A 22,241-nucleotide genomic window follows, 5' to 3' on the forward strand; every position below is an offset into this window, starting at 1 on the left:
GCGCGCCTCAGCGGGCGAACTGGTAGTGGATGGACTCGGTGTCGGGGTCGGTGAGCGGGCTGCCGTTCCACAGCCAGTCGTAGGACACGTCGGATTCGCCGTCGAAGCGCCGCAGCTTCTCGTCCCGTTCGCGCTGTTCGGGACCGTCGGGCAAGTGGTAGAAGTCCATGTTCTGCAGCGAGGCGTCCTGCACCATGCCCGCGTGCTTGGCGCGCCGGTCCACGTAGCGGATCAAAGCACCGTCGATCCCGTCGCGGGTCACCCGCCCCAGCTCCTCGGCCAGCACCGCGGCGTCCTCCATCGCCTGCGACGCGCCCTGTGCCTGGTACGGCAGCATCGCGTGGCACGCGTCGCCGAGCAGGGCGACCCGGCCGTCGACCCAGACCGGGTCACGGCGACGGCGGTACATCGCCCACACCGAGACGTCCTCGTCCTTCGCCTTCGCCAGCATCGTCGGTACCCGATCGTCCCAGTCGTGGTACTCCGCGGCGAGTTCGGCGGCGGTCGCCGGACCGCTCCAGTCCTTGGCCACCGATTCGGTGCACGGCACGATCGCGACCACGTTCAGGTACTCCCCGCCGCGGATCATGTAGTGCACCAGGTGTTTGTTGGGGCCGTACCAGATCGTGGAGTGATAGCGGTCCACCAGGAAGCGGGTGGCGGGGTCCTGCGCGATCAGGTCGCCGGAGATCAGCGCCCGGTAGGCCATCTCGCCGGAGAACGCGAGGGTGTCGTCGAAGCCGGCGAGATCGCGCACCGAAGACCGGATGCCGTCCGCCCCGATCACGACGTCGCCGGTGAACCGGCGCCCGTCGGCGGTGATCACGGTGGGCCGGTCCGGCACCGTCCGGTCGAGGTCGGCCACTCGCGCACCGGTCGCCACCCGCACCACCGGACCGGTCCCGTCGGGATCCAGGCAGGCGTCGAGCAGGACTCCGTGCAGGTCGGCGCGGTGGTAGTGCCAGTAGGGCGCGCCGTACTGGTCGGTCACCCGGCTGCCCAGCTCCAGCTGGGCGATGATGCTCCCGTCGGCCCACCGACGGCGCACCTGGTCCTGCGGCTCGGTCCGCACCCGCTCCAGCCGGGCGCGCAACCCCAGCCCGATGAGGATCCGGCTGGCGTTCGGCGCGGTCTGGATCCCCGCGCCGATCTCGCCCAGCGCCGGGGCGGCCTCGACCACGGTGACGCGCAAACCCCGCTGCCGCAAGGACAACGCGGCGCAGAGCCCGCCGAGCCCGCCACCGACGACAACGACCTCAAACGACTGACTCGCGGCCATGCCCGCCTCCCGTCTTCGTCAACGTTTCCGCGCCGCTGAGCAACCTCCCGGCGCCCGGCACCGTGGGCTCGACGCCGAGTTCCGTCAGGATCCGGAACGTCGTCGCCGTCGCCGCCGACAGGACCGGGATCCCGATCTCGTCCTCCACCGGCTGGATCGCGGGCAGCGACGGCATCTGCACACAGGCGGACAGCACCAGGGCGTCCACATCGGACAGATTCAGTTTGCGATGGTGTTCTCGCAACCCGGCGGGGTCCAGCCGGGCCACGGCGAGGTTGTCCGGCACCTCCAGGGAAAGGGCGTCGGCCACCTCGACCCCGGCGTCCTCGATGTAGTCCGCCACCGCCTTGGTCAACGGCTTCATATACGGCGTGATGATCGCGACCTTGCGGGCGCCGAGCGCGCCGAGCCCGGACAGCAGCGCACCGGCACTGGAGACGACCGGCGCGTCGCAGCCCTCTTCCCGCAGCACGCGCGTGATGTCGTCTTCGGCGGTGCAGTGGTAACCGGGCCCCTGCGCCATGATCGCCACGAGACACGCGGTGGCGACGACGTCGGGTTTGGCGTCGGCGAGTTCGGCCGCCGCCCGGCCGGCCTGGGCGTTCATCGCCCGCAACTGTTCGGGTTCGACGTGCCGCATCCTGGCCCGCGCGGAATGGAAGACGAACCGGTCGCCCGGATCGGCTTCCTCCCTGGCGCGCAGCATCCGCGGCAGCTCGGTCTCCATCGTGAGATTCGAGCTGGGGACGATCATCCCGATGTGGTGGTCGGTCATCGGCGGGCCGCCGGACGCATCTCGGCGACGGTCAGCTCGCCGTTGTCGACGATCAGTTCGTCGTCCAGGTAAAGGGAATTGCCGCGCATCGGGATGTCGAAGTGGCACGGGGTGTCGTTCGGGCCGCCGAGCTCGTTGTTGGGGCCGATGGAGAACATGACGTTGCCGTAGAAACTCCGCAGTTCCATGCCCATCCCGCCGGGGAACTGGGTCAGGCCGTGCCAGTGCGCGCGTTCGTCGAGCCCCCAGCCCACGTGGCTCATGCCGTAGCCGCGCGGATCGTCGAAACTCTCGATGTAGGAACGCAGCAGATCCGCGTCCAGCCCGGACGATCCGGCGCCACCGCGGATGTCCCGGATGAAACCCTGCTCGATGGTGATCTCGACCGGGGTCTGTACGTAGGTGTTGAACGGCAACAGAACGTCACCCGGTGACAGCACGATCTTCCCGTCGACGCCGTCGTCGGCACCGCCGGTGAACACGAACGCCGCCGGCCAGTGGTCCCAGCGGCCGGGCGTGTCGGTGTAGCCGTATTCGGACAACGTCGGGTACACGCCGAGCTGATAGGTGACGTCGGTGCCCGCCGGGCTGGTGATGCGCATCGTGCCGGCCTTGGCCAGGAGTTCCGCGCCGATCTCCACGCGCTCGCGCAGTTCCTTCGTCGGCATGAGCCTGGCCAGCAGCTCGGGCGGCTCGACGGCGGTGAGGATCCGGGTCCCCGCGTCCTGGATGGCGAACTGTTCCTTGCTGAACAACAGGAACGTGCAGTCGACCACCATGTCGACGCTCTTGAGCGCCTCGACCGCCAGCGGGATGTTCCCGAGCCCCGAGTCGCCCACCGCCCACGCGCCCGCCGCGCTGACCGGCGAGGGCAGCCGCATGTGGTAGGCCGAAGCGCCCAGCTGCTGAGCGGCCCACAAGAAGGCGTCGGCGTACTCCGCCCGCTCACCGCCGCGGGTCAGCACCACCACGGTCTCGCCCTCGTGCACCCCCGAGAACGTCAGCTGGCGCAAACAGATGTCGTTGAACAGGTTCCGGTCCATCGCCGACCACCTCCATATTGATCCGAGCACGTACTATCCGGATACGGAAGACCGGCCTTCATACGAACACGTACTATCCGGATACGCAAGAGGTGACTACGGACAGATCTCGGCGGCCTGCCGGTGAGCGACCGTCCGGACACGTAGGATCACCGCGGGGGCCCGGGCAGCGGGTTGGAGCCGACAAGGAGTAGCGATGGGTGAATCGGCGCGCACGGGCCGGCGCAGGGACGACACGCCGGCCGTCACTCCCGCGACGCCGTCGGACCTGCTGGCGGCCCCCGGCTACGGCGCCCGGCGGCTGTATCAGGCCTACCTCGCCGCGTGGAACCGTCACGTGGACCCGGTGCTGACCGGTCCGCAGTTCGCCGTCCTGTCCGCGGTCCGCGCCTACCCCGGAAGCGACCAGAGCTCGCTCGCGGGCGCGGTCGCCCTCGACACCTCGACGATGGCCGACCTGTGCCGCAGGCTGGAGCGGCGGGGACTCATCCGGCGCGTCGAATCCCCGCACGACGCGCGGCGCAAACTGCTTTCGCTCACCGACGAGGGCAAGTCGGTACTGAGCCAGGTCAACCGCCGTGCCCGGCGGTTGGACAAGGCGCTCCTCGACGGCGACGACGACATCGACATGGCCGCGCTGCTCAACGCGCTCGGCGCGCGCTGGGAGCGGATCGCCGAGGTCGACAAGCTGCGCTGACCACCGCGCCACGCTTCCGAGGGCGCTGGGCCAATGTCCAGAGTCGTACGGGTCTCGGGGGGATGGCGCCGGAAGCTCGGCGTGCCAGGTGCCGACGATGTAGGAATCGGGACGTTGAGCGTCCCAATTCCTACATCGTCGAGGGGCGCTCGACCCCACTCGCCGATATCGGCTCCGCCACAGCAGCATGACGGCGTCAAGCCGAGTGGGTAAGCAAATACAGGTTCACCAGAACGACCATCAACACTCACGACCCCCGCACAAAACGCCCGTATCAGGCACGCGCGGCGGGCTTGGCGTCACTCGCGACCGGCCAGTCCGCTCCCCTTCGCGTACTGCTCGAAGTGCAGCACCGCGTCGAGCGGAAGCCGTTCCCGCCAGCCGTGCCGCTCCAGATCCGGCACCGTCGGCAGGTCCCGCACCGGACCGACGCACAGCCACGCCACCGGACGCACATGTCCGGGCAACCCCACCAGATCGCGCAAGTACTCCTCGCGATAGAAGCTGACCCATCCGACGCCAAGCCCTTCGGCGGTCGCCGCCAGCCAGAGATTCTGGATGGCCAGGCACACCGAGTACAGGCCGGCGTCGGCGATCGCGTGCCGTCCCAGGACGTCCGGCGCACCGCGCGACGGGTCATAGCCGACCACGATTCCCGCGGACGACGCCACGACCCCTTCGATCTTGATCGGCGCGAAGACGCGGGCCCTCTCGGCATCCAGCCGTCCTTCGAACACTTCGCGTTCGGCCAGCACGTGCTCACGGAACTTCTTTCGAAGGTCCATATCGGACACGACGACGAAATCCCATGGCTGGGAAAGACCGACGCTCGGTGCGGCGTGCGCCGCGCTCAACACGCGACGCAGTACGTCCGCCGGAATCGGCTCTCCGGTGAATTCGCCCCTGGTGTCCCGGCGCCGGAAGATGGTTTCGTACAACGATCGGTCGTCAGTGTCGCGCGTCATGAGCCGTGATCATGCCTGACCACCATCGGTTACCCGCCAACAGGGTACCGACTCTTTCCGTTCCTTTCCCTTGCGATAAAACGATTTCTGTTCGTCATGTCCCGAAAAAAGCCGAGATTGTGTTGTGGTGACCGAAATATCGGTTCTACCATTCTTCCGTGGATTTCCGGGTACTGGGGCCGGTCCGCCTGCAGGTACGCGGGCGGGCCGTCGCCATCGGCGAGCCGCGGAGGCAGGCCGTACTCGCCGTACTGTTGTTCGAAGCGGGCCGTACCGTCGGCGTGGACCTGCTGATCGACCGGGTCTGGGGCGAGTCGCCGCCCGAACGGGTGCGTCGTTCCCTGCAGGCCCACATCACCCGGATCCGGCGCGCCCTGGAACAGGCCGATCCCGCCGGCGCGCGGGTGACGAGGGATCCGGGCGGTTACCGCCTCGTCGCCCGGCCGGAACAGGTCGACGTCTTCCGGTTCCGGCGCCTGCTCCGCGAGCACCCGACCGACGTCACCCGGCTCAGCGCGGCACTCGAACTCTGGGAGGGCGAACCGCTGGCCGGGCTTCGCGGCGACTGGGCCGAACGCACCCGCCGGACGTTGTATCAGGAGCGCACGGCGGCGATCGTCGCGTGGGCCGACGCCAAGATCCGTGAAGGCGACGCGGCGGCGACACTCACCCGCCTGACCGAGCTCACCGACGAACAGCCGTTGCAGGAACCCGCCGCGGCGGCGTTGATGCGGGCGCTGTACGCCGTGGGCCGCGGCGCCGACGCGCTCACCCACTACGAACGGATTCTTCGCGCATTGCGAGAAGAACTGGGCGCCGACCCCGGTCCGGAGCTCGCCGCCGTGCACGAGGCCGTCCTCCGCCACGACCTGCCGACGGTGGCCGCGGCGCCGCCTCCCGTACCCGCCCAACTGCCCGCCGACGTCGCCGCGTTCACCGGCCGGGCCGGTGAACTGGCGGAGCTGGACCGGCTCGCCGACGGCGCCGGCGAAGAACCGGTCCTCGTCTGCCTCACCGGTACGGCCGGGGCGGGCAAGACCGCGACCGCCGTGCACTGGGGCCACCGGATGCGGGACCGTTTTCCGGACGGGCAGCTGTATCTGGATCTGTGCGGCTACGCCCCCGGCGAGCCGATGTCCTCGGCCGACGCGCTGGCCGCCCTCCTGTCCGCACTGCTGCCCGAAGGCACGCGGATGCCGTCCGGCGAGGCGGAACGCGCCGCCCGGTTCCGTACCGAGGTGGCGGGCAGGCGGATGCTCGTCCTCCTGGACAACGCGGCGACGCTCGAACAGATCCGGCCCTTGCTCCCCGGCACGCACAGCTGCGCCGTGGTGGTCACCAGCCGCGACTCACTCGCCGGGCTGGTCGCGCTCCACGGCGCCCACCGGGTCGACGTGGACCGGTTGTCGGTGGCCGACGCGGCCGACCTGCTCCGGCGGCTCATCGGCACCCGGGTCACCGCCGAACCCGAGGCCGCCGCCGAACTGGCCGAACGGTGTGTCCGGTTGCCGCTCACCCTCCGCCTGGTGGCGGAACTCGCCGTGTCCCGGCCGTCCACGCCGCTGTCCCGGCTGGTCGGCGAGCTGCGAGCCGCCCAGCAGACCTTGAAACTGCTCAGTTCCGGCGGTGATCAGCGGGCCGCGGTGCGTGCGGTGTTCTCGTGGTCGCTGCGTCAGCTCAGCGAAGACACCGTCCGCGCCTTCGCCCTGCTCGGCAGGCATCCGGCGCCCGTGTTCGACTCGTACGCCTTGGCCGCGCTGACCGGAAGCTCCTACGACCAGGCCCGGGCCTGGCTCGACGCCCTCGTCCGCGCGCATCTGGTCCACCCCGTCGGCGCCGACCGCCACGGCATGCACGACCTGCTGAAGGCGTACGCCGCGGAGATCGAGTGCGACGAGCCCGCGGCACTGGACCGGATCTACGGCTACTACCTCGCCACAGTCGCGGCGGCGATGGACCGTCTCTACCCCGCCGAAGCGAACCGCCGGCCCACGGTCGCCTCGCCGAAGTGCGTGATACCGGCGCTCGACGACGCCGACAGCGCGCGGGATTGGCTGGACGCCGAACTGCCGACCGTCCAGGCGCTGGCCGCGGCCGGACGGCCCGAACACGCCGTGACGTTGTCCGCGCTGCTGTTCCGCTACCTCGACGGGCACCACGAGACGGCTGCGCTCGCCGTCCACGGACACGCCATCAAGGCGGCCCGCGCCATCGGTGACCGCCGCGCCGAAGCGGAGGTGCTGGTCGCCGTCGGCGGCCTCCACATGCAGGCGGGCAGGGCCGAATCCGCCGCCGCGGCCATGTGGGCGGCGTACGACTTGTTCGACGAGGCCGGGAATCCGCTCGGACAGGCACGCGCGCTGGGAAACGTCGGCATGATCGAGGAAAGCGCCGGATATTACCGGCAGGCCGTCGGCTACTACACCCGCGCGCTGGCCCTGTTCCGCCGTCTCGGTGACCTGACCGGGCAAGCTCATCAGCTCACCCGGCTGGGCACCGTCGAAGCCCGGATCGACCGCCGGGAACAGGGATACGAGCACCTTCGGCAGGCGATGGCACTGCATCGGGAGGCGGGCCACCGGTTCGGCGAGGCCTGGGTGAAGATCGGTCTCGGGGAACTCGCCGCGAACGAAGGCGGGCCGGCCGATTCCTGTCGCCTGCACAGCGAAGCCGCGGCCCTGTTCGGCAAACTCGGCCATCGGGGCAGCGAGGCATGGGCCATCGACGGACTGGGGCGGGCCGAAGCGCTGGACGGCCGTCCGGTCGACGCGGCCGCCCACCACCGTCAGGCACTCGATTTGTTCCGGCGGCACGGCGGGCGCGACGGCGAATCGTGGGCGCTCAACGGACTCGGCGAAGCCTGCCTGGCGTGCGGCTACCCGGACACGGCCTGCGCGAACCACGCCGAGGCCCTGGCCGTGGCGACCAGGTACGGCTGTCACGAGCAGATCGCGCGCGCCCACCGGGGACTCGCCCGGGCCGCTTCCGATCCGGAAACCGTCCGCGACCACTACGAACGCGCGATCGCCGGCTACGCCGAGCTGGGCCTGCCGGCCGCGGAGGGCACCAAAACGGAACTCGCCGAGCTTTCCTCGTCCTGTTGAGGGGCGGTGCCGATTTTCGGCGACGGCGACGATGTGGGAATCGGGACACTCAACGTCCCGATTCCCACATCGTCGAGTGCCTGATGCGAGGTAGCTCTGCTCTGGACTTGCCGTTGTCGTCCTTCACGATGCGATCCGGCTTCGGCCGCTGGTTCTCCGGCAACGGTTTCCCGTTGAAGTCGGTGTACTGGTCGGCGTCCCTGATGGGTTTGTTGTCATACCGCGGCGTCGGGTGGACGTCGAATTCGTAGTACTTGCCGTCACTCGTCTTGCCGTTGTGCGGCAACCGGACCTCGTTCCCGAACTTGCCGCCCGCCTGACCGTGGTTCCCGTAGATCCTGCCGCCCCAGGTCGAGCCGGGGCCGGGGACGGGGCTGTTCCCCAAGCCGAGCGAGTTGAGCTTGTTGTCGTCCACACCGTTGTGCCAGGCGCCGAACTGACCGCTGTCCTTGTGGTCGCGGATCCACTGTTTCGTCTTGAGCGTCGCCCGCGTGCGGGCTCTGTGCGGATAGACAATGTTCCTTGCCTAATAGGATCCACTGTGGACACACGCCGCCGTCAGCAGGCGGAGCAGTTCCTTTGGTTTGTCCAGCGGGATGATGTGGCCGCAGTCCGGCAGCAGATGTGCGGTGAGGTCGTCGGTGACGGGACGCAGTTGCCGTTCCAGCGCGCGGCCCACCGGATGGGCGCCGATCGCCATCGTGGGCACGGTGAGACGGCGGGCCGCGACCGCCTCGCCGATCTGGCGCGCGCTGACCGGCATGGCGCGGTAGTAGGAGAAGGCACAGCGCAGGGCATCCCGGCCGGTGTAGGCGTCGACGAAGGCGTCTCGGATCTCCGGCGCCACACCACGCCCGAGGGTGCCCGAGGCGAGAAACCAGTCCACGTACTCCGCCTCGTGTCCGATGAGGACCGTTTCGCCGAGCCCGGGAACGGCGTGGAAGCCGAACCACCACGGCGGGCCACCGGCGAGGAAGTCCTCGGCGCCGGGCAGCGAGCCAAGCATCGACTCCATCAGGACGAGCCGCCGCACCAGATCCGGCCGCCGCAGGGCGAGGAGGAAGGCGACCGGGGTGCCGGCGTCGATGGCGACCACGGCCGCGTTGGGCTCGCCGAGCGCGTCGAGAAGGCTCTCGACGTCCGAGGCCAGCGTCCCCGCGTCGTAGCCGTCGGCGGCACGGGTGCTGTCGCCGAACCCGCGCAGATCCGGGGCGATGACCCGGTGGCGCTCGGCCAGCGGGCCGATGATCTCGCTCCAGAGCCGCCACGTGTGCGGGAACCCGTGCAGGAGCAGGACCGCGGGCCCGCTGCCCGCGGTCGCCACGTTGAGCTGGACGCCGTTGACGGTGATCCGTCGTGTCGAGGGCACGTCGCCTCCGTAGTGGTTACCATTGGTTACCAGAAAACCGTAGGTAACTTCAGCGATGCCGCCAAGACGGCACTTTCGACACAGGTGGTGAGCTCCAGGTGACCACACGGCGCGGTGATCTCTTCGACCCCGAATGCCCCACCCGCCGCCTGCTGGACCGCATTGGGACGAAATGGACGTCGATGGCGGTCAAGGTGCTCGCGGAGGCGGCTCCGCACGAGGTGCGGTTCGCCGAGCTGCGGCGCCGGATCCCCGGCGTGTCCCAGAAAATGCTGTCGGTGACCTTGCACAGCCTGGTCCGCGACGGCCTCGTCGCCCGCCGGGTGGAGCCCACCGTGCCGCCCCGGGTGCACTACCGGCTGACCGACCTGGGTCTGTCCCTGGAAATGCCGCTGGCGGCGCTCCGGAACTGGGCCGAGGAGCACATGGCACGGATCGACGAGGCGAACGCGATCAGCGACGCCGCGATGAAAGGTTCCGCCACCGGAATGGAGTAGCGTGCTCCGGTGCGACGTGCGCGAAGGGAGACGGCACTGTCTCGGGAAACGGCTCGGATCTGGTTGTCGGAGCGGCGCCGGAGCGGCTTGAGCCTCGCGTTCGCGCTGCTCGTCGCCGCGTTGGCGCTCGCGTTCGGCGACGACGTGCTTTCGCTCGCGCCGGTGGACGGTGGCGTCCTGGTTCTTCTCGCCTACCTCGTCGGCTATCTCGTGGTGACAGTGGCCGCGTTCGGCGCGGCGACCTCGGAGCAGATCCGGGACTGGGCGCGCCGGGAGAGCCGCGGCACGTTCGTGCAGCGCTACGTCTTCGGGACGGCGCCGGGGCCGGGGGTGTCGATCTTCATCGCCGCGGCCGCGCTCGCCGTGGCGGTCGTGTGGATGCCGGGGCTGGGCGGCGAGAGCCTGCCGGCGGGGATGCGCGTGGGAGTGGCGGTGGCCCTGGTCGTCGTCGCGTGGGTCTGTGTCCTCGTGTCCTTCGCGATCGCCTACCACGCGGACAACGTGGTCGAGGCGGGGAAGGCGATGCGGTTCCCCGGAGACGGAGCCGCCGAGTGGTCCGACTACATCTACTTCGCGGTGTCCGTGATGACGACGTTCGGAACGACCGACGTGGACGTCGTCTCCCGCGAGATGCGCAGGACGGTGACGACGCACGCGATCATCGCCTTCGTCTTCAACACGGTGACCGTGGCGGCGGTCGTGTCCGCTTTGAACAGCGGCTGAAGCCCGGCCTCAGCCGAGCCGGAGCAGGATCGGGCTGCCGGTGACGGTGACGTCGGCGCCGGGTTCGATCGGCGTGCCGGCCCCGTCGAGCCGTTCGACCGAGGTGGTGCCGGGCGCCGACGGGATCCGATCGGATCGGTCGATGGTCCACCAGATCAGGAAATTCCTGCCGCCCTGGTCGAAGCGGCACTGCCAAAGATGGTCGGGCAACCCGGCTTCGCGTCCTTGCCCGCAAGAGTGGATCCGGCTGCCCTTCAACCACTCGTTCAGGCGTTCCACGTGTCGCGCCGCCTTCGTGTGCGGACCGCCGACGGGTTGCAGCACGATCGGGATCTTGGCGCTTCCCCAGTTGTAGAAGTACATCCGGCGGTATTGCGCGTACAGCCCGGAAAGGAAGAACCGGGCCGCGTGCTGCGCTCCCCTGTCGGCGTCCACGGGCTGTTGCCTGTTCACGTCGTAGGCCGAGCCGGTGCTCCACAGCCTGACGCCCGCACCGGCTTCCTGCAGTGCCTTCTCGATCTCCCGCGCCAACGGAAGCATCGTCTCCGGCGGGTCGGAGTCGTTGCGGGGAGCCAGTTTCACCGCGGCGGCGGCGCAATGGTCGTAGCCGCCGAGCCGGGCGAACTGCCGCAACTCGTCGAACGCCGCGGGATCCCAGAGCTCACCCATGGACGGGCACACCACGGTGGCGTCGGGGTCGGCGGCTTTGATCGCCTGGCTCGCCAGCCGCGTCATCTCCACGAGTTCGGCCATCGAACCGGAGAAGAAGTCCTGGTGATTGGCCATGTCCCACAACTCGTAAGCGGCGATCCGGCCCCGGTACTGCTCGGCGACCGTACGCACGAAACGCTCCCAGTCCGCGAGGTCGTCCGGCGGGCCCGTGCGGGAGTCGTCGGTGTAGACGGACTTCGGGCTGTTCGGGCTCGCCCAGAGTGGAGTGCCGCCAAAGGTCAGGGTCACCGGGAAACCGGCCCCGCGAGCGCCGGTCACGAGCCGTTCGAGTGTCGCCCAGTCGTAGCTGCCGCGGGCGGGCTCCAGGTTCTGCCATCGGGTGCGGGTGTTCCACAACCGGACGGACCCGACCCCGAACGACGGCATCTGCCCGGTATTGGAGTTCGCCGTCACCCCGACGAATTCCGGCTCGATCGCCCGCGGCGCGTTCGTCCACATCGCCGCCTGGACGGTGGGGGTCGTGCCGGGCGCCTGCCGGTCCGGCGGATTCCCCATGGCGCCTCCGGCGAGCAGGACGGCCCCGAGCACCGCGGCGAGCGCGACCTTGGTCAGCGGCCGCCTCCGATCGGGGACGGCCACGTCGGCTTCCCGGACGACGGTGTCCGTGCCGAGGATGTCCCGGACCGTGGCGTCGCCCAGGTCCGCGCGTTCCCACGATCGGTACAGCTTCGCGAGATCCTCCCGGCTCGCGCCGCACGCCGTCGCGATCGCCTCGATCGGCGCGAACGTCGCGGGGACGTTCCGTCCCGTGCAGTAGCGGTGCACGGTCGACCGGCTCGAATGCACCTTGCGTCCGAGCTGTTCGTAACTCAGGCCGCTCCGCTGTTTGTGCTCGGTGAGAAGTGCCGCCAGCCTGGCAGCCGCCTCACTCGCCATCACGCTGAGCCCCCTCCGCGCCACGTTCCGACCGGTTCTCAGTGTCCCACCGCGGACCTTTCGCCGCGCGAATTCGCGAGATCACGTCTCCCGGCATGGCGAAGTCGCAGGTCAGCGGGAAGGTTTCGTTCCAGCCTCCCATTCCGGGCGGTTCCGCTTGCCACGATGCCCCGCGGGTGGAGAGCGTGGAGCCGGCAGCAGATCCGGACATGGGGAGGAATCGGAAATGGAACCGCACAGGACGACCGTGTCCAGCGGGAGGTCGCGTCTGCGGCTCGGCGCACTGGCGGGCGCGCTGCTGATGGCGGCGGCCACACGTGATCAGACGGACGACACGCGTGTCTGGACGACGACTCACGGCGAAGGCTTCGCCACCGCCGTGTCGTCCATCTGATCACGCGTGCCGTCCGATCAAACACGCGAAGCCGCCGTTCCGTACAGGTGGTCGTGAGCCACCACGCCACCGCCGCCCTTGCTCACGGAAGTACATGAAGGACTCCTTCACTGCGCTAGACGCAATGAAGGGGGCCTTCACGCGCGATCGCTGTGACCGCTGTGGTTGCTGGTGCGCCTGCGGCGCCCCTGAGGGTAGTGAAGGCCTCCTTCACTACCCTCAGGGTAGGCAAGGAGGCCTTCACGGACCAGGTATTAGGGCCGCCAGGTGTCGTTCAGCGCCAACGTGCAGCCACCCGAAGCGGTACCGACACGATTCGCGCCCGACTCCCAGGTCACGGCCCCACCCTCCTTGCGAATGTACTTGTACTGGAACGCGGCACCCTTCGGCAGCGCGACCTTCCCTGTCCACAAAGGATAGTTCGCGGAGGACAACGGGACGGCGTTCGCCGGGTTCCACGCCCCGAGTTCCGCACGGTCACCGACGACGAAGATGTTCTGGCCCCACGAAGTCGTGGCGTTCACCGTGAACTCGGCCGAAACGCCGGAGCACGCCGCGCTGTACCGCTGCTTGACCACCGACGGCGTCTCGACCGGGACACCGGCGTCGATCGAGTGCGCCAGCCGGACGAACTGCGCCATCGACCACGCCAGCGGCGTCGCCGCACCGGTGCCTTCGCCGAAGGTGAAGCCCGCGGCGCTCGGCCGGTCCCAAACCTGTTCCGGGATCAGGAAACCGGCGTTCGCCGAGGCGGCCATGGTGGCCAGATGCGTTGTCGCCGGGCGGCCGTTGGCCAGTTCGTACTCGCCACGTTCACCGGTGAGCAGCGGCCACAGCCGTCCGACGCCGGCGCCGGTGTAGGGGCCTCCGGACGCCGTCTCGCCGTAGCCGTCGTGGTTGTACCGGTACCACATCGGGCCGTTCGGGGTGTCGACCTTCAGCGTGGAGTCCACTTCGGACAGTGAGGCCGCGACGTCCGGATCGGCCGCAGGCTTCACGCCGAGGCGGACGAGGTCCAGGAAGCCCGCGTCGATGATGGCGCGCTCGTCGTGGTTCCCGCCTCCGTTCTGCAGGAAGATGTTCTGGCCGTCGTTGGGATTGCCGTTTCCGTCGATGCGATGGAAATACCGGCCGTCGCCAAGCGGACCGGACGTGGTGAACGTCCACGCGCTCACCTGCGCCTGCCACTGGTCGGCGATCTGGCGATAACGCGCGGCGCTCGTGGTGTCCCCGTTGCGTTCGGCGATGTCGGCGGCGCAGATCAGGCCGGCGATCTCCGCGGCGATGGTGGACGGCGAGTAGCCGCCGTTCTCCTCCCAGCGTTCCTGCGGTGTGGAAGGACCACGCGCGACGAGGAAGTCCGCGGACTTCTTCACCTTCGCCCACATCCCCGCGTCGAACCGGTTCAGCTGCCACGCCAGCACGATCGGGAAGGCGACCTCGTCCATCTGCAGGCTGGTCCAGCAGTTGGCGCCGTCGAGCCGGGTGTTCTGCGGGAAGGAACCGTCCGGGCGCTGCTGCACGGTGAACAGGTAGTCGACCGAGCGGTTGGCCGCCGCCGAGTCTCCCGCCGCGATCTGCGCGGTCGAGACCTGGTAGAGGTCGCGAGACCAGACGGCGTGGTAGCCGCAGTCCCCCGTGCCGTTCCCGTCCTTCGCCTCACCCCACGGATTGGTGAGCGAGGCGACGTTCGCCCCCGGATAGGTCTTGTCCTCATGAGCCTTGAGGGTCATCAGCGCGACGTTGTATTGCGTGGTCAACCCGGCACCCGAGATCGACCGGGGCACCGCGGCCAACGAGGACAGATAGCCGCTCCAGCCCGACCGGTACGCGGTGTCCGCCGACGCGAAACCACCCGCGAGCGAGGCCGACGCGTTCGCCGACGCGGCACCGCGATCGCTCCCGAAACCGACCGCCAGCGTGAAGGTCGTGTCCGTTCCCACGGGAATCTGCCCCAGCTGCACCAGGTTCCCCGGCGTCGAGGCCGAGTCGTACTGCGCGCCGAGGACGTGGTCGCCGCTCAGGTCGACGTAACCGTCGCTCGCGGTTCCGCTGTAACCGCTGGTCGCCTTGACGAAACCGGTGGAGGCGGCCAGCGCGCTCGACACCGGCCCGTCCGAAGCGACCAGTTGCCCGCCGGAGGTGGCGCCCGTGTCGCCCATGCCGCTGTTGTTCAGCGAAGGGTTGTACAGCGCGTACAACTGCAGCGGCCCCCCGCTGAGCACCTCGAACCTGGTCTGGATCAGCACGGTGGACCGGGCCGGGTCGGCGGTGTGGGTCTTGGTGATGCGATACCGGCCGTTGGTGGCGGTGTTGATCTGCCGGTAGCTCAGCGAGCGCGGATCGGTGAGCACGAGCTGTTTGGTGGTGTGATCGCGTTCCAGCTGCGTGAAACCGGCGCCGTCGGACACCACGTACTGCAGGTCCTGGACGTTGGCGGTGTCCACGGTCGGGTAATAGATCTCGTGGCTGATCCCCTGGCCGAGGGTGAACCACACCTTCGACGCGGCGCCGGCGGCGGTGCCGAAACCTTCCTTGCCCCCGGTCGTCCAGGCCGCCCCGGTACCCGGTGCGCCGGGCGCGTCCGCCAGCGGCGCGGCGCTCACCGGCGTCGCGGCAAGCAGCGCCGGCACGGTCAACAGCGCGACTATCGCGCGACGCCGTTTCGGTGACTTCATGAGGGTCCTTCCCACAGGCTTCATCGACGGCAGGATTTGTTGTTAGCGGCAACTTATTACCTGAACCGCCGCGCCCGTCAGGGCCGATCGGAGTAACCCGGACCAATCAGGCCGGTGGTCCGGTGAATCGGCTGGGATCAGTGGGCGGACCATCGAGAATGAGGTCGGCGGCGCGGGCGAGGACTTGGACACGGGTCTGTCCCGGGTGGTCCGCGGCGAGAAAGTGGTTGCCGATGGCCGCACAGAAGGCGAGCAACGCCCGGGCTTCGACCTCGTCGGGGTCGTCGCAGAACGTGGCGATCCCGTCGCGGGCCAGCTGCATGCGCCGGTTGTCCACGCGCCGCAGGCGTTCGGCCACGGCGTCGTCGCGGCGAGCCCAGTCACGAACGGCCAGATCGATGGGCAGCAACCGGCCACCGGAGAAAGTCAGCCTACCGGCCAGCCGGACCTTGTCCCGCGCGTCGCACCCCTCTCGCTCGACGCGAGCAAGGACCTCGTCGACGCTTTCGTACTCCCAGGCGTCCAGCATCGCCTCCAGCAGAGCCGCGCGGTCGGCGAAGTAGCCGTAGAACCCGCCCTTGGTCACGCCGAGCGCCTTGGCGAGAGCCTCGACGCGCACCGCGTCCACCCCACCCTCCGCCAGCGCCCGCAGACCTTCTTCGACCCACTTCTCCCGCGGTGTGCGCAATGCGCCCATGCCGTGGCCCACCTCACCTCTCCACTGGTTGTACGCCACCGTATAACCGGTCTAACCTGACGTTATACGCAACCGTATAACACGACCTGGGGAGATGACATGATCAAATGGGCGGGCTGGCTCATAACGTTCTTCGGCACGGCCCACACCTTGGGCGCCCTCACGGTGATGAAGGCAGCCGGTCACGCAGGCACGTGGTTCAGCGGAGGCCTGTGGCGCGACGACCTCGCCGCCATGAGCCCGGCGAACAGCGCCTTCTGGCTCAGCGCGGCCAGCTTCGGCGTGCCGCTCGTCCTCGTCGGCTTGACCGTGCTCTGGCTGGAACGGCGCGGCATCACCCCGCCCGTGTTCCTCGCCTGGGCGCTGGGGATCTGGACTCTGCTGATCGCCGCGGTCCTCCTGTTCACGCCGTGGCCGATCCTCCTCGTCGCGACCGCGCTGCTGTTCGCCGGAATCCGGCGCGGCGAACCGGCCCCGCCGCGAGGTGCGACGGGGCCGGATCACGTGGTGCGCGGGATCAGCCGACCGGACGCGGCTTGAGGTTCACCTCCACCGTGTTGCCGGGGCCGGAGGTGACGGCGCTGATGATGTCGTTGAGGAACCCGCAGCCCTGCAGCGGCGGCAGGGTGTAGGAGCCGGTGAGCTTGCCACCGGCCAGCGGATCGAAGCCCGCCTTCGACTGGAGCGGGATCTGGGCCGGCGTCTTCGTCTGGCACTTCGCGCTCGCCGAGACCGGGAAACCGAAGACGCTGATCCGCGGCAGCTTGACCGTCACCGCCGAGGTCGACTTGAGCACGCCGTCGGCCAGCGTGCCGGTGGTCTTGCCCGCCGACGCGAACTCGATCTTCGCGTTGACCGGCACGAAGCCCCAGAGCGTGAGGTTCGCGCTCGTCGGGTTCAGCGTCAGGTCGGCCTCGAAGGTCCCGTTCGCCAGGCTGATCGCGGCGTTGATGCCACCGCGCAGGTCGATCGGGCCGGAGAGCTTCTTCAGCTGGGTCTTGCCGGCCAGGTCGTAGCTGTACTTGACGATCGGGGACGTGTTCGGCTTGGTCTTCGCCGTGACCGGCGCGCTGGCGGCCGACTTGTTCCCCGCGGCGTCCTTGGCGACCACGGTGAAGGTGTACTCCGTGTCGGCCGTGAGACCGTCCACAGTGGCCGAAGTCCCGGTCACCGACTTGACGACCTCGGTGCCCTTCAAGACGTCGTACTCGGTGACTCCGACGTTGTCCGTCGCCGCGTCCCACGCGAGGCTCACGCTGGTCTGCGTGGTCCCGGTGGAGCGCGGGTTGCCCGGCGCCGCGGGAGCCTGCGTGTCGGGAGCGGCCTGCGTCCGGACGGTGATGGCGGCACTCGGGGTCGACGCGTTGCCCGCGGCGTCCTTGGCGACGACGGTGAACGAGTACTCCGTGTCCGGCGCGAGACCGTCCACAGTGGCCGAAGTCCCCGCCACCGACTTCACCAAAGTGCCGCCGTTGAAGACGTCATAACCGACGACACCGACGTTGTCCGTCGCCGCGTTCCATTCGAGATTCACGCTGGTCTGCGTGGTCCCGGTGGAGCGCGGGTTGCCCGGTGCCACGGGAGCTTGCGTGTCGGGAGCTGCCTGCGTCCGCGCCGTGGCGGCGGCGCTGGGAGCCGACACGTTGCCCGCGGCATCCTTCGCCACCACGGTGAACGAGTACTCCGTGTCCGGCGCGAGACCGTCCACAGTGGCCGAAGTCCCCGTCACCGACTTCACCAAAGTACCGCCGTTGAAGACGTCATAGCCGACGACACCGACGTTGTCGCTCGACGCGGTCCAGGACAGCGCGACGCTGGACTGGGTGACGTCGGCCGTGGCGAGACCGGCCGGAACGCTGGGCGCTTCGGTGTCCGGAGCGGTCGCGGTCCGGGCGGTCACCGGCGCGCTGGGCGCCGACTTGTTCCCGGCCGCGTCCTTGGCCACCACGGTGAAGGTGTACTCGGTGTCGGCGGCGAGACCGTCGACGGTGGCACTGGTTTCGGTCACCGACTTCACCAGGGTGTCGCCGTTGTAGACGTCGTAACCGGTGACGCCGACATTGTCGCTCGACGCGTCCCACGCCAACCCGACGCTGGAGGCCGAGGTTCCGGTGGAGCGGGGGTTGCCCGGCGCCCCCGGAGCCTGCGTGTCAGGCGCCGCCTGCGTCCGCGCCGTGACAGCGGCACTCGCCGCCGACGCGTTGCCCGCGGCGTCCTTGGCGACCACGGTGAAGGTGTACTCGGTATCGGCCGCCAGACCGTCGATCGTCGCCTGGGGTTCGGTGACCGACTTGACGACCTCGGTGCCCTTCAAGACGTCGTAGCCGGTGACACCGACGTTGTCACTCGACGCGTCCCAGGCCAGCGTCACGCTGGTTTGAGTGGTTCCGGTCGAGTGCACGTTCCCGGGCGTCGTCGGTGCCTGCGTGTCCGGGGCCTTCGCGGTCCGGGCGGTGGCGGGCGCGGTGGCCGTGGAGACGTTGCCAGCCGCGTCCTTCGCCTTGACGGTGAAGGAGTACTCAGTGTCCGGGGTTAGACCGTCCACAGTGGCCGAAGTACCCGTCACCGACTTCACCAGAGTGCTGCCGTTGAAGACGTCGTAGCCGGTCACGGCGACGTTGTCGGTGGCGGCGCCCCAGGACAGCGCGACACTGTTCTGGGTGACGTCACCGACCGTCACGGCGCCGGGAGCCGACGGCGCGGTCGTGTCCGCCGCCGCGGTGACGGTGAACGTGTGCAGCACGTTGGCCTGGCCGCTCGCGGGCGTGCAGTCCGCGACGAACGTGCCGAGGCCGGTCTCCGCGCCGGAAGCCGTCAACGGCGTCATGGTCAGCACCAGATCGTGCACCGACAGCGTGGCCGTCCCCGGCTGGTCGAACCGCAGCGACGGTGCGGAACCGCTCGCGTTGATCACCAGGTCGTTGCCCTTGGGCGGGATGGGCTGCTGCGGAACCGCGGTCGGCACGCCGACGGCGAGATGCCCCTGCGGGCTGGAGACCAGCGAGGTGGCCAGCGCCGATCCCTTGATCGTCTCGGCGCCGACGAGCCGGAGCCCTTCGGTCGCGGTCGAGCCCGCGTTGGAGACGGCCTTGATGTCTATCTTGGGGGTGAACTGGCCCACCGGGATCGAGTCGGGCAACGTGGCGTTGATGTCGACCGTGACGTCCTGGTTGCCGATCAAGGGGAACGGGCAGCTGTAGACCTGCTTCAGCGGCGGGCGGTTCCCGGTGCCGACAACGGCTTCCGGGGTGACCGGCGAACCGGTCACCGTGTAGGTCTGCAGGACGGTCTCGGCCCCCGCCGCCAGCGTGCAGTCCGAAGTGAAGGTGCCGAGACCGGTCTCGGTGCCGTCGGCCTTGAGCGGGGTCATCACCAGCTGCAGGTTGTTCACGGCGAGCGTCGCGGTGCCCGGCTGATCGAACCTCAGCGCGGGCGCGCTGCCCGTGGCGTTCACGACCAGGTCGTTGCCCGCCGCCGGGATGGGCTGTTTCGGCACGTCGGAGTCGACCTTCACGGTCATCGTGCCCTGGCTGCCGGGCATCGTCACGGTGGAGGTCGCCTTCGCGGTGCCCTTGATGGACTCGGCACCGACGAGCCGAAGGCCTTCCGTCGCCGTCTTGCCCGCGTTGGACACGGCGGTGATCTCGATGGCGGGAGTCAGTTTCCCGGTCTCGATCGTCGAAGGTTGCGTGGTCTTGATGGTGACCGAGACGTTCTGATTACCGATCAACGGGAACGGGCACGAGTAATTCTGCGTGAGCTCACCCGGAGCGGCGGCACTGGTGCCCGAGCCGATCGTGAGACCCAATGCCACCAAGGCCGCCGTGCTCACGACGGCGATGCCCCCAGCCAGTCTTCGACTACGTCTTCTGTGTTTCACAGGTCCCTCTCCAACACATAGACCACACCCGCCGAAACCATCGGACAAACGATTAATGCCCGCTTTCGCGGGCTCTTCCCAGCGGGCGCGTGCGCACATTTACGGGTATGCCACAGGGAATTAACACACCCGCGAGGCTCGGCAGGCAAGCAAAATCACAGAGGCCGCGCGACCATTCTTCGTCTTTGTCATACGCGGCCGATTCACCGTTCGCGAATCTGTCAGCCGCGCCCCCAAAACGTCCGCCGCCACCCCCGCGCGGGTGGTTACTGGCCAACAGGGCCGCGATCGGGTCAAGCTCAGCGGGCGCCGGAAGGACCGGCCAGAATCCCCGCCAGGACGCGCCGCGCGTTCACCGCTTCCTCGTCGACGCGGTCGCGCGTCCGAGCGCAAGTGATCAAGGCCTTCCACAGCGCCCACCCACGCCCACGCTCCCATTCCGGATCGTCGACCGAAAGCCGCTCGCGGAAGGCTCGCCTGCCGGCGGCGGTCAGCGACGTCCAGGCGACCGCCAGGTCACAGGACGGATCGCCGACGCCGCAGGTGCCGAAATCGATGACGGCCGCCAGTTCCCCGCCGTCGAGCAGGAGATTCCCCGGCGCGATGTCGCCGTGGAACCAGCGGTCCGTTCCGTCCCACGGGCTGTCGAGCGCGGCCTTCCAGATCTCGCGGGCCGGACCGGTGTCGAAGTCGCCGTCCAGCGCCGTGAGCGCGCGCTCGGTCTGCGCGTCGTAGGTGCGCAGACCGGCGCCCCGGAACCAGTTGTGCTTGCCCGGACGCGGGCCGCCCGTGGTGTCGACGGTCCGCAGGGCCGCCAGGAAACCGGCGAGGTCGACGGCGAACCGGACCGGATCGGCGATCCGGCCGGCGGTCGCGGGTTCGCCGTCGAGCCACCGGTAGACCGACCACTCGAAGGGGTAACCCGCGCCGGGCTGCCCCTTCGCCAGCGGAACCGGGACGGGCAACAGCAGCCGGGGAGCGAGCAGCGGGAGCCAGCGCTGTTCCTTGTCCACCGCCAACGCGTACTCGGCGGCGCTCGGCAGCCGCGCCAGCATGTCGTCGCCGATCCGGAAAGTCCTGTTGTCCCACCCGGATTCGGCCACCGGCCGGACCGGGAGACCGGCCCACTCCGGGAACTGCTCGTCCAGCAGCGCGCGCACCTGCAGCGCGTCCACGGTGATGCGCCGCGGCATCGGGCCCAGGTCCGGAGTGCTCATCGCTCGACGGGAATCCACACACCGAGTCTCGTCGTGCCGTCCAGTGGATATTCGGCGGATCCGCTAGTCGAGGGTCCAGTACACCGCGTGCGACTGCCCGGCCGCGTTCGAAGCCGTCCCGACGACACGGCCGTTGTCCGTGATCCGGTAACCCCGGCTGCGAGTGCCGCCCGGCAGCTTGCCGAGCTGCCGCCGTTCCCCGTCCCGGAACCAGACCGTCGCCTGACTCCGGAAAGTGCCCGCCACGGTGCCCTGGGAGTCGACCGCTTCGGCGTCGGCGCCGAGGCCGTCGTCGGGCAGCGCGATGACGCCGCCGTCGAGGTCCCAGAGCAGGGCCGAGCGGCGCGGCGGGTTGAGGTAGCCGCTGCCGACCACGTAACCGGTGGGGCCGATCCCGTAGATCCACACCGAGTGCGGGCTCGGCCAGTCCAGGGGATCGAGCACGCCGTCCCGATCCCACTTCGCCGGGATCGGAGGTCCGCTACTGGTCTCCCGCAAGGTTCCGGCGGCCACCCCGCCCTTGTTGATCCGGCCCGCACCGCTGCTCACGCCCTGCGGCGCCAGCTCGGTGATCGGCCCGCCGTTCACCCACCGCACGGCCTGGTTCGCCGCGGAGCGGACGGCTCCGCCGACGATGATGGCGCCGTCGCCGGAGATGCCGTCGGCCATGCTCCAGGTCTCGCCGGGCAACGTGCCGAGGTCGGTGGCCGTGCCGTCGGGATCCCAGCGGAACCCGTGGTACTGCTCGGACGGCGTCAGCCAGGCCCCGATGACGACGTTGGTGTCGCTGATCGCCCACGCGGTGGCGTTGTGATAACCGGGCGGAAGCTGCAGCAAGGTCGCCTGCCCCGCGGCGTCCCAGCGAGCGGGTACGGCGGTGGTCGCGGTCAGCACGTACCCCGCGGACACCCCGAGGCCGTTGATGTCGCGCACCTGCCCCTCGGTGCCTCCCGGCGTGGGCAGCGCCATGATCTGACCGTTGGCGTCCCAGCGGACCGGATGGCTGCGCTTCGGGGTCGGACCCACGAGCGACAGCCCCACCATCTCCCCCGCCTCGTTGACCGCGAGGACCGTGCTCTCGTCGTCCCCCGGCAGCGTGCCGAGATCCACCGGCCCCGTCGTGGTGGCCCGCGCGGTCCCCGTCACCGAGCCGGTGGCCACGGCGAGCGCCGCCACCAGTGTGAACATCCGTCTTCGCGCTACCGGCACACAATTCCTCTTCACGACGACTCCCCAATCCCGATCAGTGGATGTGCGGACCCCGCGTCGACACTAATGCACACGGACCGCCGACCGGGACCGCCGGAAAGCAGAA

18 protein-coding genes are annotated in these 22,241 nt (G+C 69.4%); 6 read left to right on the forward strand and 12 right to left on the reverse strand.

The window, feature by feature from the left end; all coding sequences use genetic code 11:
* Positions 1–7: 7 nt before the first annotated feature.
* Genes AORI_RS64845 through AORI_RS64855 form a run of 3 tightly spaced genes read right to left on the reverse strand, consistent with a single transcriptional unit; the run spans position 8 to position 3,097 of the window.
* The gene (locus tag AORI_RS64845) at positions 8–1,279 is read right to left on the reverse strand and encodes an FAD-dependent monooxygenase (protein ID WP_016335106.1); all 1,272 of its coding nucleotides are present in this window, start codon (positions 1,277–1,279) and stop codon (positions 8–10) included.
* On the reverse strand, positions 1,257–2,054 hold the full coding sequence (locus tag AORI_RS64850) for a maleate cis-trans isomerase family protein (protein WP_016335107.1): 798 nt from the start codon (positions 2,052–2,054) through the stop codon (positions 1,257–1,259). Before AORI_RS64850 ends, AORI_RS64845 begins: the two co-directional genes overlap by 23 nt.
* The gene (locus AORI_RS64855) at positions 2,051–3,097 is read right to left on the reverse strand and encodes a 2,5-dihydroxypyridine 5,6-dioxygenase NicX family protein (RefSeq protein WP_016335108.1); all 1,047 of its coding nucleotides are present in this window, start codon (positions 3,095–3,097) and stop codon (positions 2,051–2,053) included. Before AORI_RS64855 ends, AORI_RS64850 begins: the two co-directional genes overlap by 4 nt.
* Before the next feature lie 196 nt (positions 3,098–3,293).
* Between AORI_RS64855 and AORI_RS64860 the strand changes: the two genes are divergently transcribed.
* Positions 3,294–3,794 (forward strand): MarR family winged helix-turn-helix transcriptional regulator, encoded by a 501-nt coding sequence (locus AORI_RS64860; RefSeq protein ID WP_016335109.1) that lies wholly within the window; start codon positions 3,294–3,296, stop codon positions 3,792–3,794.
* A gap of 299 nt (positions 3,795–4,093) precedes the next feature.
* On the opposite strand, the gene bluB is transcribed toward AORI_RS64860, so the two are convergent.
* On the reverse strand, positions 4,094–4,759 hold the full coding sequence (gene bluB / locus AORI_RS64865) for a 5,6-dimethylbenzimidazole synthase (protein WP_016335110.1): 666 nt from the start codon (positions 4,757–4,759) through the stop codon (positions 4,094–4,096).
* Between the two features lie 158 nt (positions 4,760–4,917).
* Between bluB and AORI_RS64870 the strand changes: the two genes are divergently transcribed.
* Positions 4,918–7,863, forward strand: coding sequence for an AfsR/SARP family transcriptional regulator (locus tag AORI_RS64870; protein ID WP_016335111.1), 2,946 nt, complete (start codon positions 4,918–4,920; stop codon positions 7,861–7,863).
* Between the two features lie 49 nt (positions 7,864–7,912).
* Here AORI_RS64870 and AORI_RS64875 read toward each other — a convergent pair whose 3' ends face one another.
* Together AORI_RS64875 and AORI_RS64880 are read right to left on the reverse strand one after the other, a co-directional pair.
* Positions 7,913–8,278, reverse strand: a complete 366-nt coding sequence (locus AORI_RS64875; RefSeq protein ID WP_016335112.1) for a hypothetical protein — start codon at positions 8,276–8,278, stop codon at positions 7,913–7,915.
* 111 nt (positions 8,279–8,389) lie between these two features.
* Entirely contained in the window at positions 8,390–9,232 is an 843-nt protein-coding gene (locus AORI_RS64880; RefSeq protein ID WP_016335113.1) for an alpha/beta fold hydrolase, read from the reverse strand.
* Between the two features lie 98 nt (positions 9,233–9,330).
* On the opposite strand from AORI_RS64880, the gene AORI_RS64885 reads away from it, so the two are divergent.
* Positions 9,331–9,729: a winged helix-turn-helix transcriptional regulator gene (locus AORI_RS64885; RefSeq protein ID WP_016335114.1), complete on the forward strand. Its 399-nt coding sequence runs from the start codon at positions 9,331–9,333 to the stop codon at positions 9,727–9,729.
* A 9-nt stretch (positions 9,730–9,738) separates the two neighbouring features.
* Positions 9,739–10,452: a DUF1345 domain-containing protein gene (locus AORI_RS64890; protein ID WP_123798501.1), complete on the forward strand. Its 714-nt coding sequence runs from the start codon at positions 9,739–9,741 to the stop codon at positions 10,450–10,452.
* Positions 10,453–10,461: 9 nt separating this feature from the next.
* On the opposite strand, the gene AORI_RS64895 is transcribed toward AORI_RS64890, so the two are convergent.
* Positions 10,462–12,060, reverse strand: a complete 1,599-nt coding sequence (locus AORI_RS64895; protein ID WP_046199820.1) for a helix-turn-helix domain-containing protein — start codon at positions 12,058–12,060, stop codon at positions 10,462–10,464.
* 226 nt (positions 12,061–12,286) lie between these two features.
* Here AORI_RS64895 and AORI_RS83700 point away from each other — a divergent pair, with 226 nt between their 5' ends.
* Positions 12,287–12,454 carry a hypothetical protein gene (locus AORI_RS83700; protein ID WP_158509138.1) on the forward strand — a complete coding sequence of 56 codons (168 nt, stop codon included), beginning with the start codon at positions 12,287–12,289 and terminating at the stop codon, positions 12,452–12,454.
* Positions 12,455–12,708: 254 nt separating this feature from the next.
* Here the strand turns inward: AORI_RS83700 and AORI_RS64900 are convergent, their stop codons facing one another.
* The gene (locus AORI_RS64900; RefSeq protein ID WP_016335117.1) at positions 12,709–15,132 is read right to left on the reverse strand and encodes a glucan 1,4-alpha-glucosidase; all 2,424 of its coding nucleotides are present in this window, start codon (positions 15,130–15,132) and stop codon (positions 12,709–12,711) included.
* Positions 15,133–15,238: 106 nt separating this feature from the next.
* On the reverse strand, positions 15,239–15,829 hold the full coding sequence (locus tag AORI_RS64905; RefSeq protein ID WP_016335118.1) for a TetR/AcrR family transcriptional regulator: 591 nt from the start codon (positions 15,827–15,829) through the stop codon (positions 15,239–15,241).
* Between the two features lie 99 nt (positions 15,830–15,928).
* Between AORI_RS64905 and AORI_RS64910 the strand changes: the two genes are divergently transcribed.
* Positions 15,929–16,369, forward strand: a complete 441-nt coding sequence (locus tag AORI_RS64910; RefSeq protein WP_016335119.1) for a DUF6463 family protein — start codon at positions 15,929–15,931, stop codon at positions 16,367–16,369.
* Here AORI_RS64910 and AORI_RS64915 read toward each other — a convergent pair.
* The 3 genes from AORI_RS64915 to AORI_RS64925 form a co-directional block, all read right to left on the reverse strand.
* A complete protein-coding gene (locus tag AORI_RS64915) occupies positions 16,347–19,661 on the reverse strand; it encodes a fibronectin type III domain-containing protein (RefSeq protein WP_228688170.1) in 3,315 nt (1,104 codons plus the stop codon). The genes AORI_RS64910 and AORI_RS64915 overlap by 23 nt on opposite strands.
* 347 nt (positions 19,662–20,008) lie before the next feature.
* A complete protein-coding gene (locus AORI_RS64920) occupies positions 20,009–20,926 on the reverse strand; it encodes an aminoglycoside phosphotransferase family protein (RefSeq protein ID WP_043848195.1) in 918 nt (305 codons plus the stop codon).
* 63 nt (positions 20,927–20,989) lie between these two features.
* Complete coding sequence (locus AORI_RS64925) at positions 20,990–22,114, reverse strand: hypothetical protein (RefSeq protein ID WP_016335122.1); 1,125 nt, start codon at positions 22,112–22,114, stop codon at positions 20,990–20,992.
* Positions 22,115–22,241 lie beyond the last annotated feature (127 nt).

The organism is Amycolatopsis keratiniphila, assembly GCF_000400635.2.
Classification (GTDB): Bacteria; Actinomycetota; Actinomycetes; order Mycobacteriales; family Pseudonocardiaceae; genus Amycolatopsis; species Amycolatopsis keratiniphila.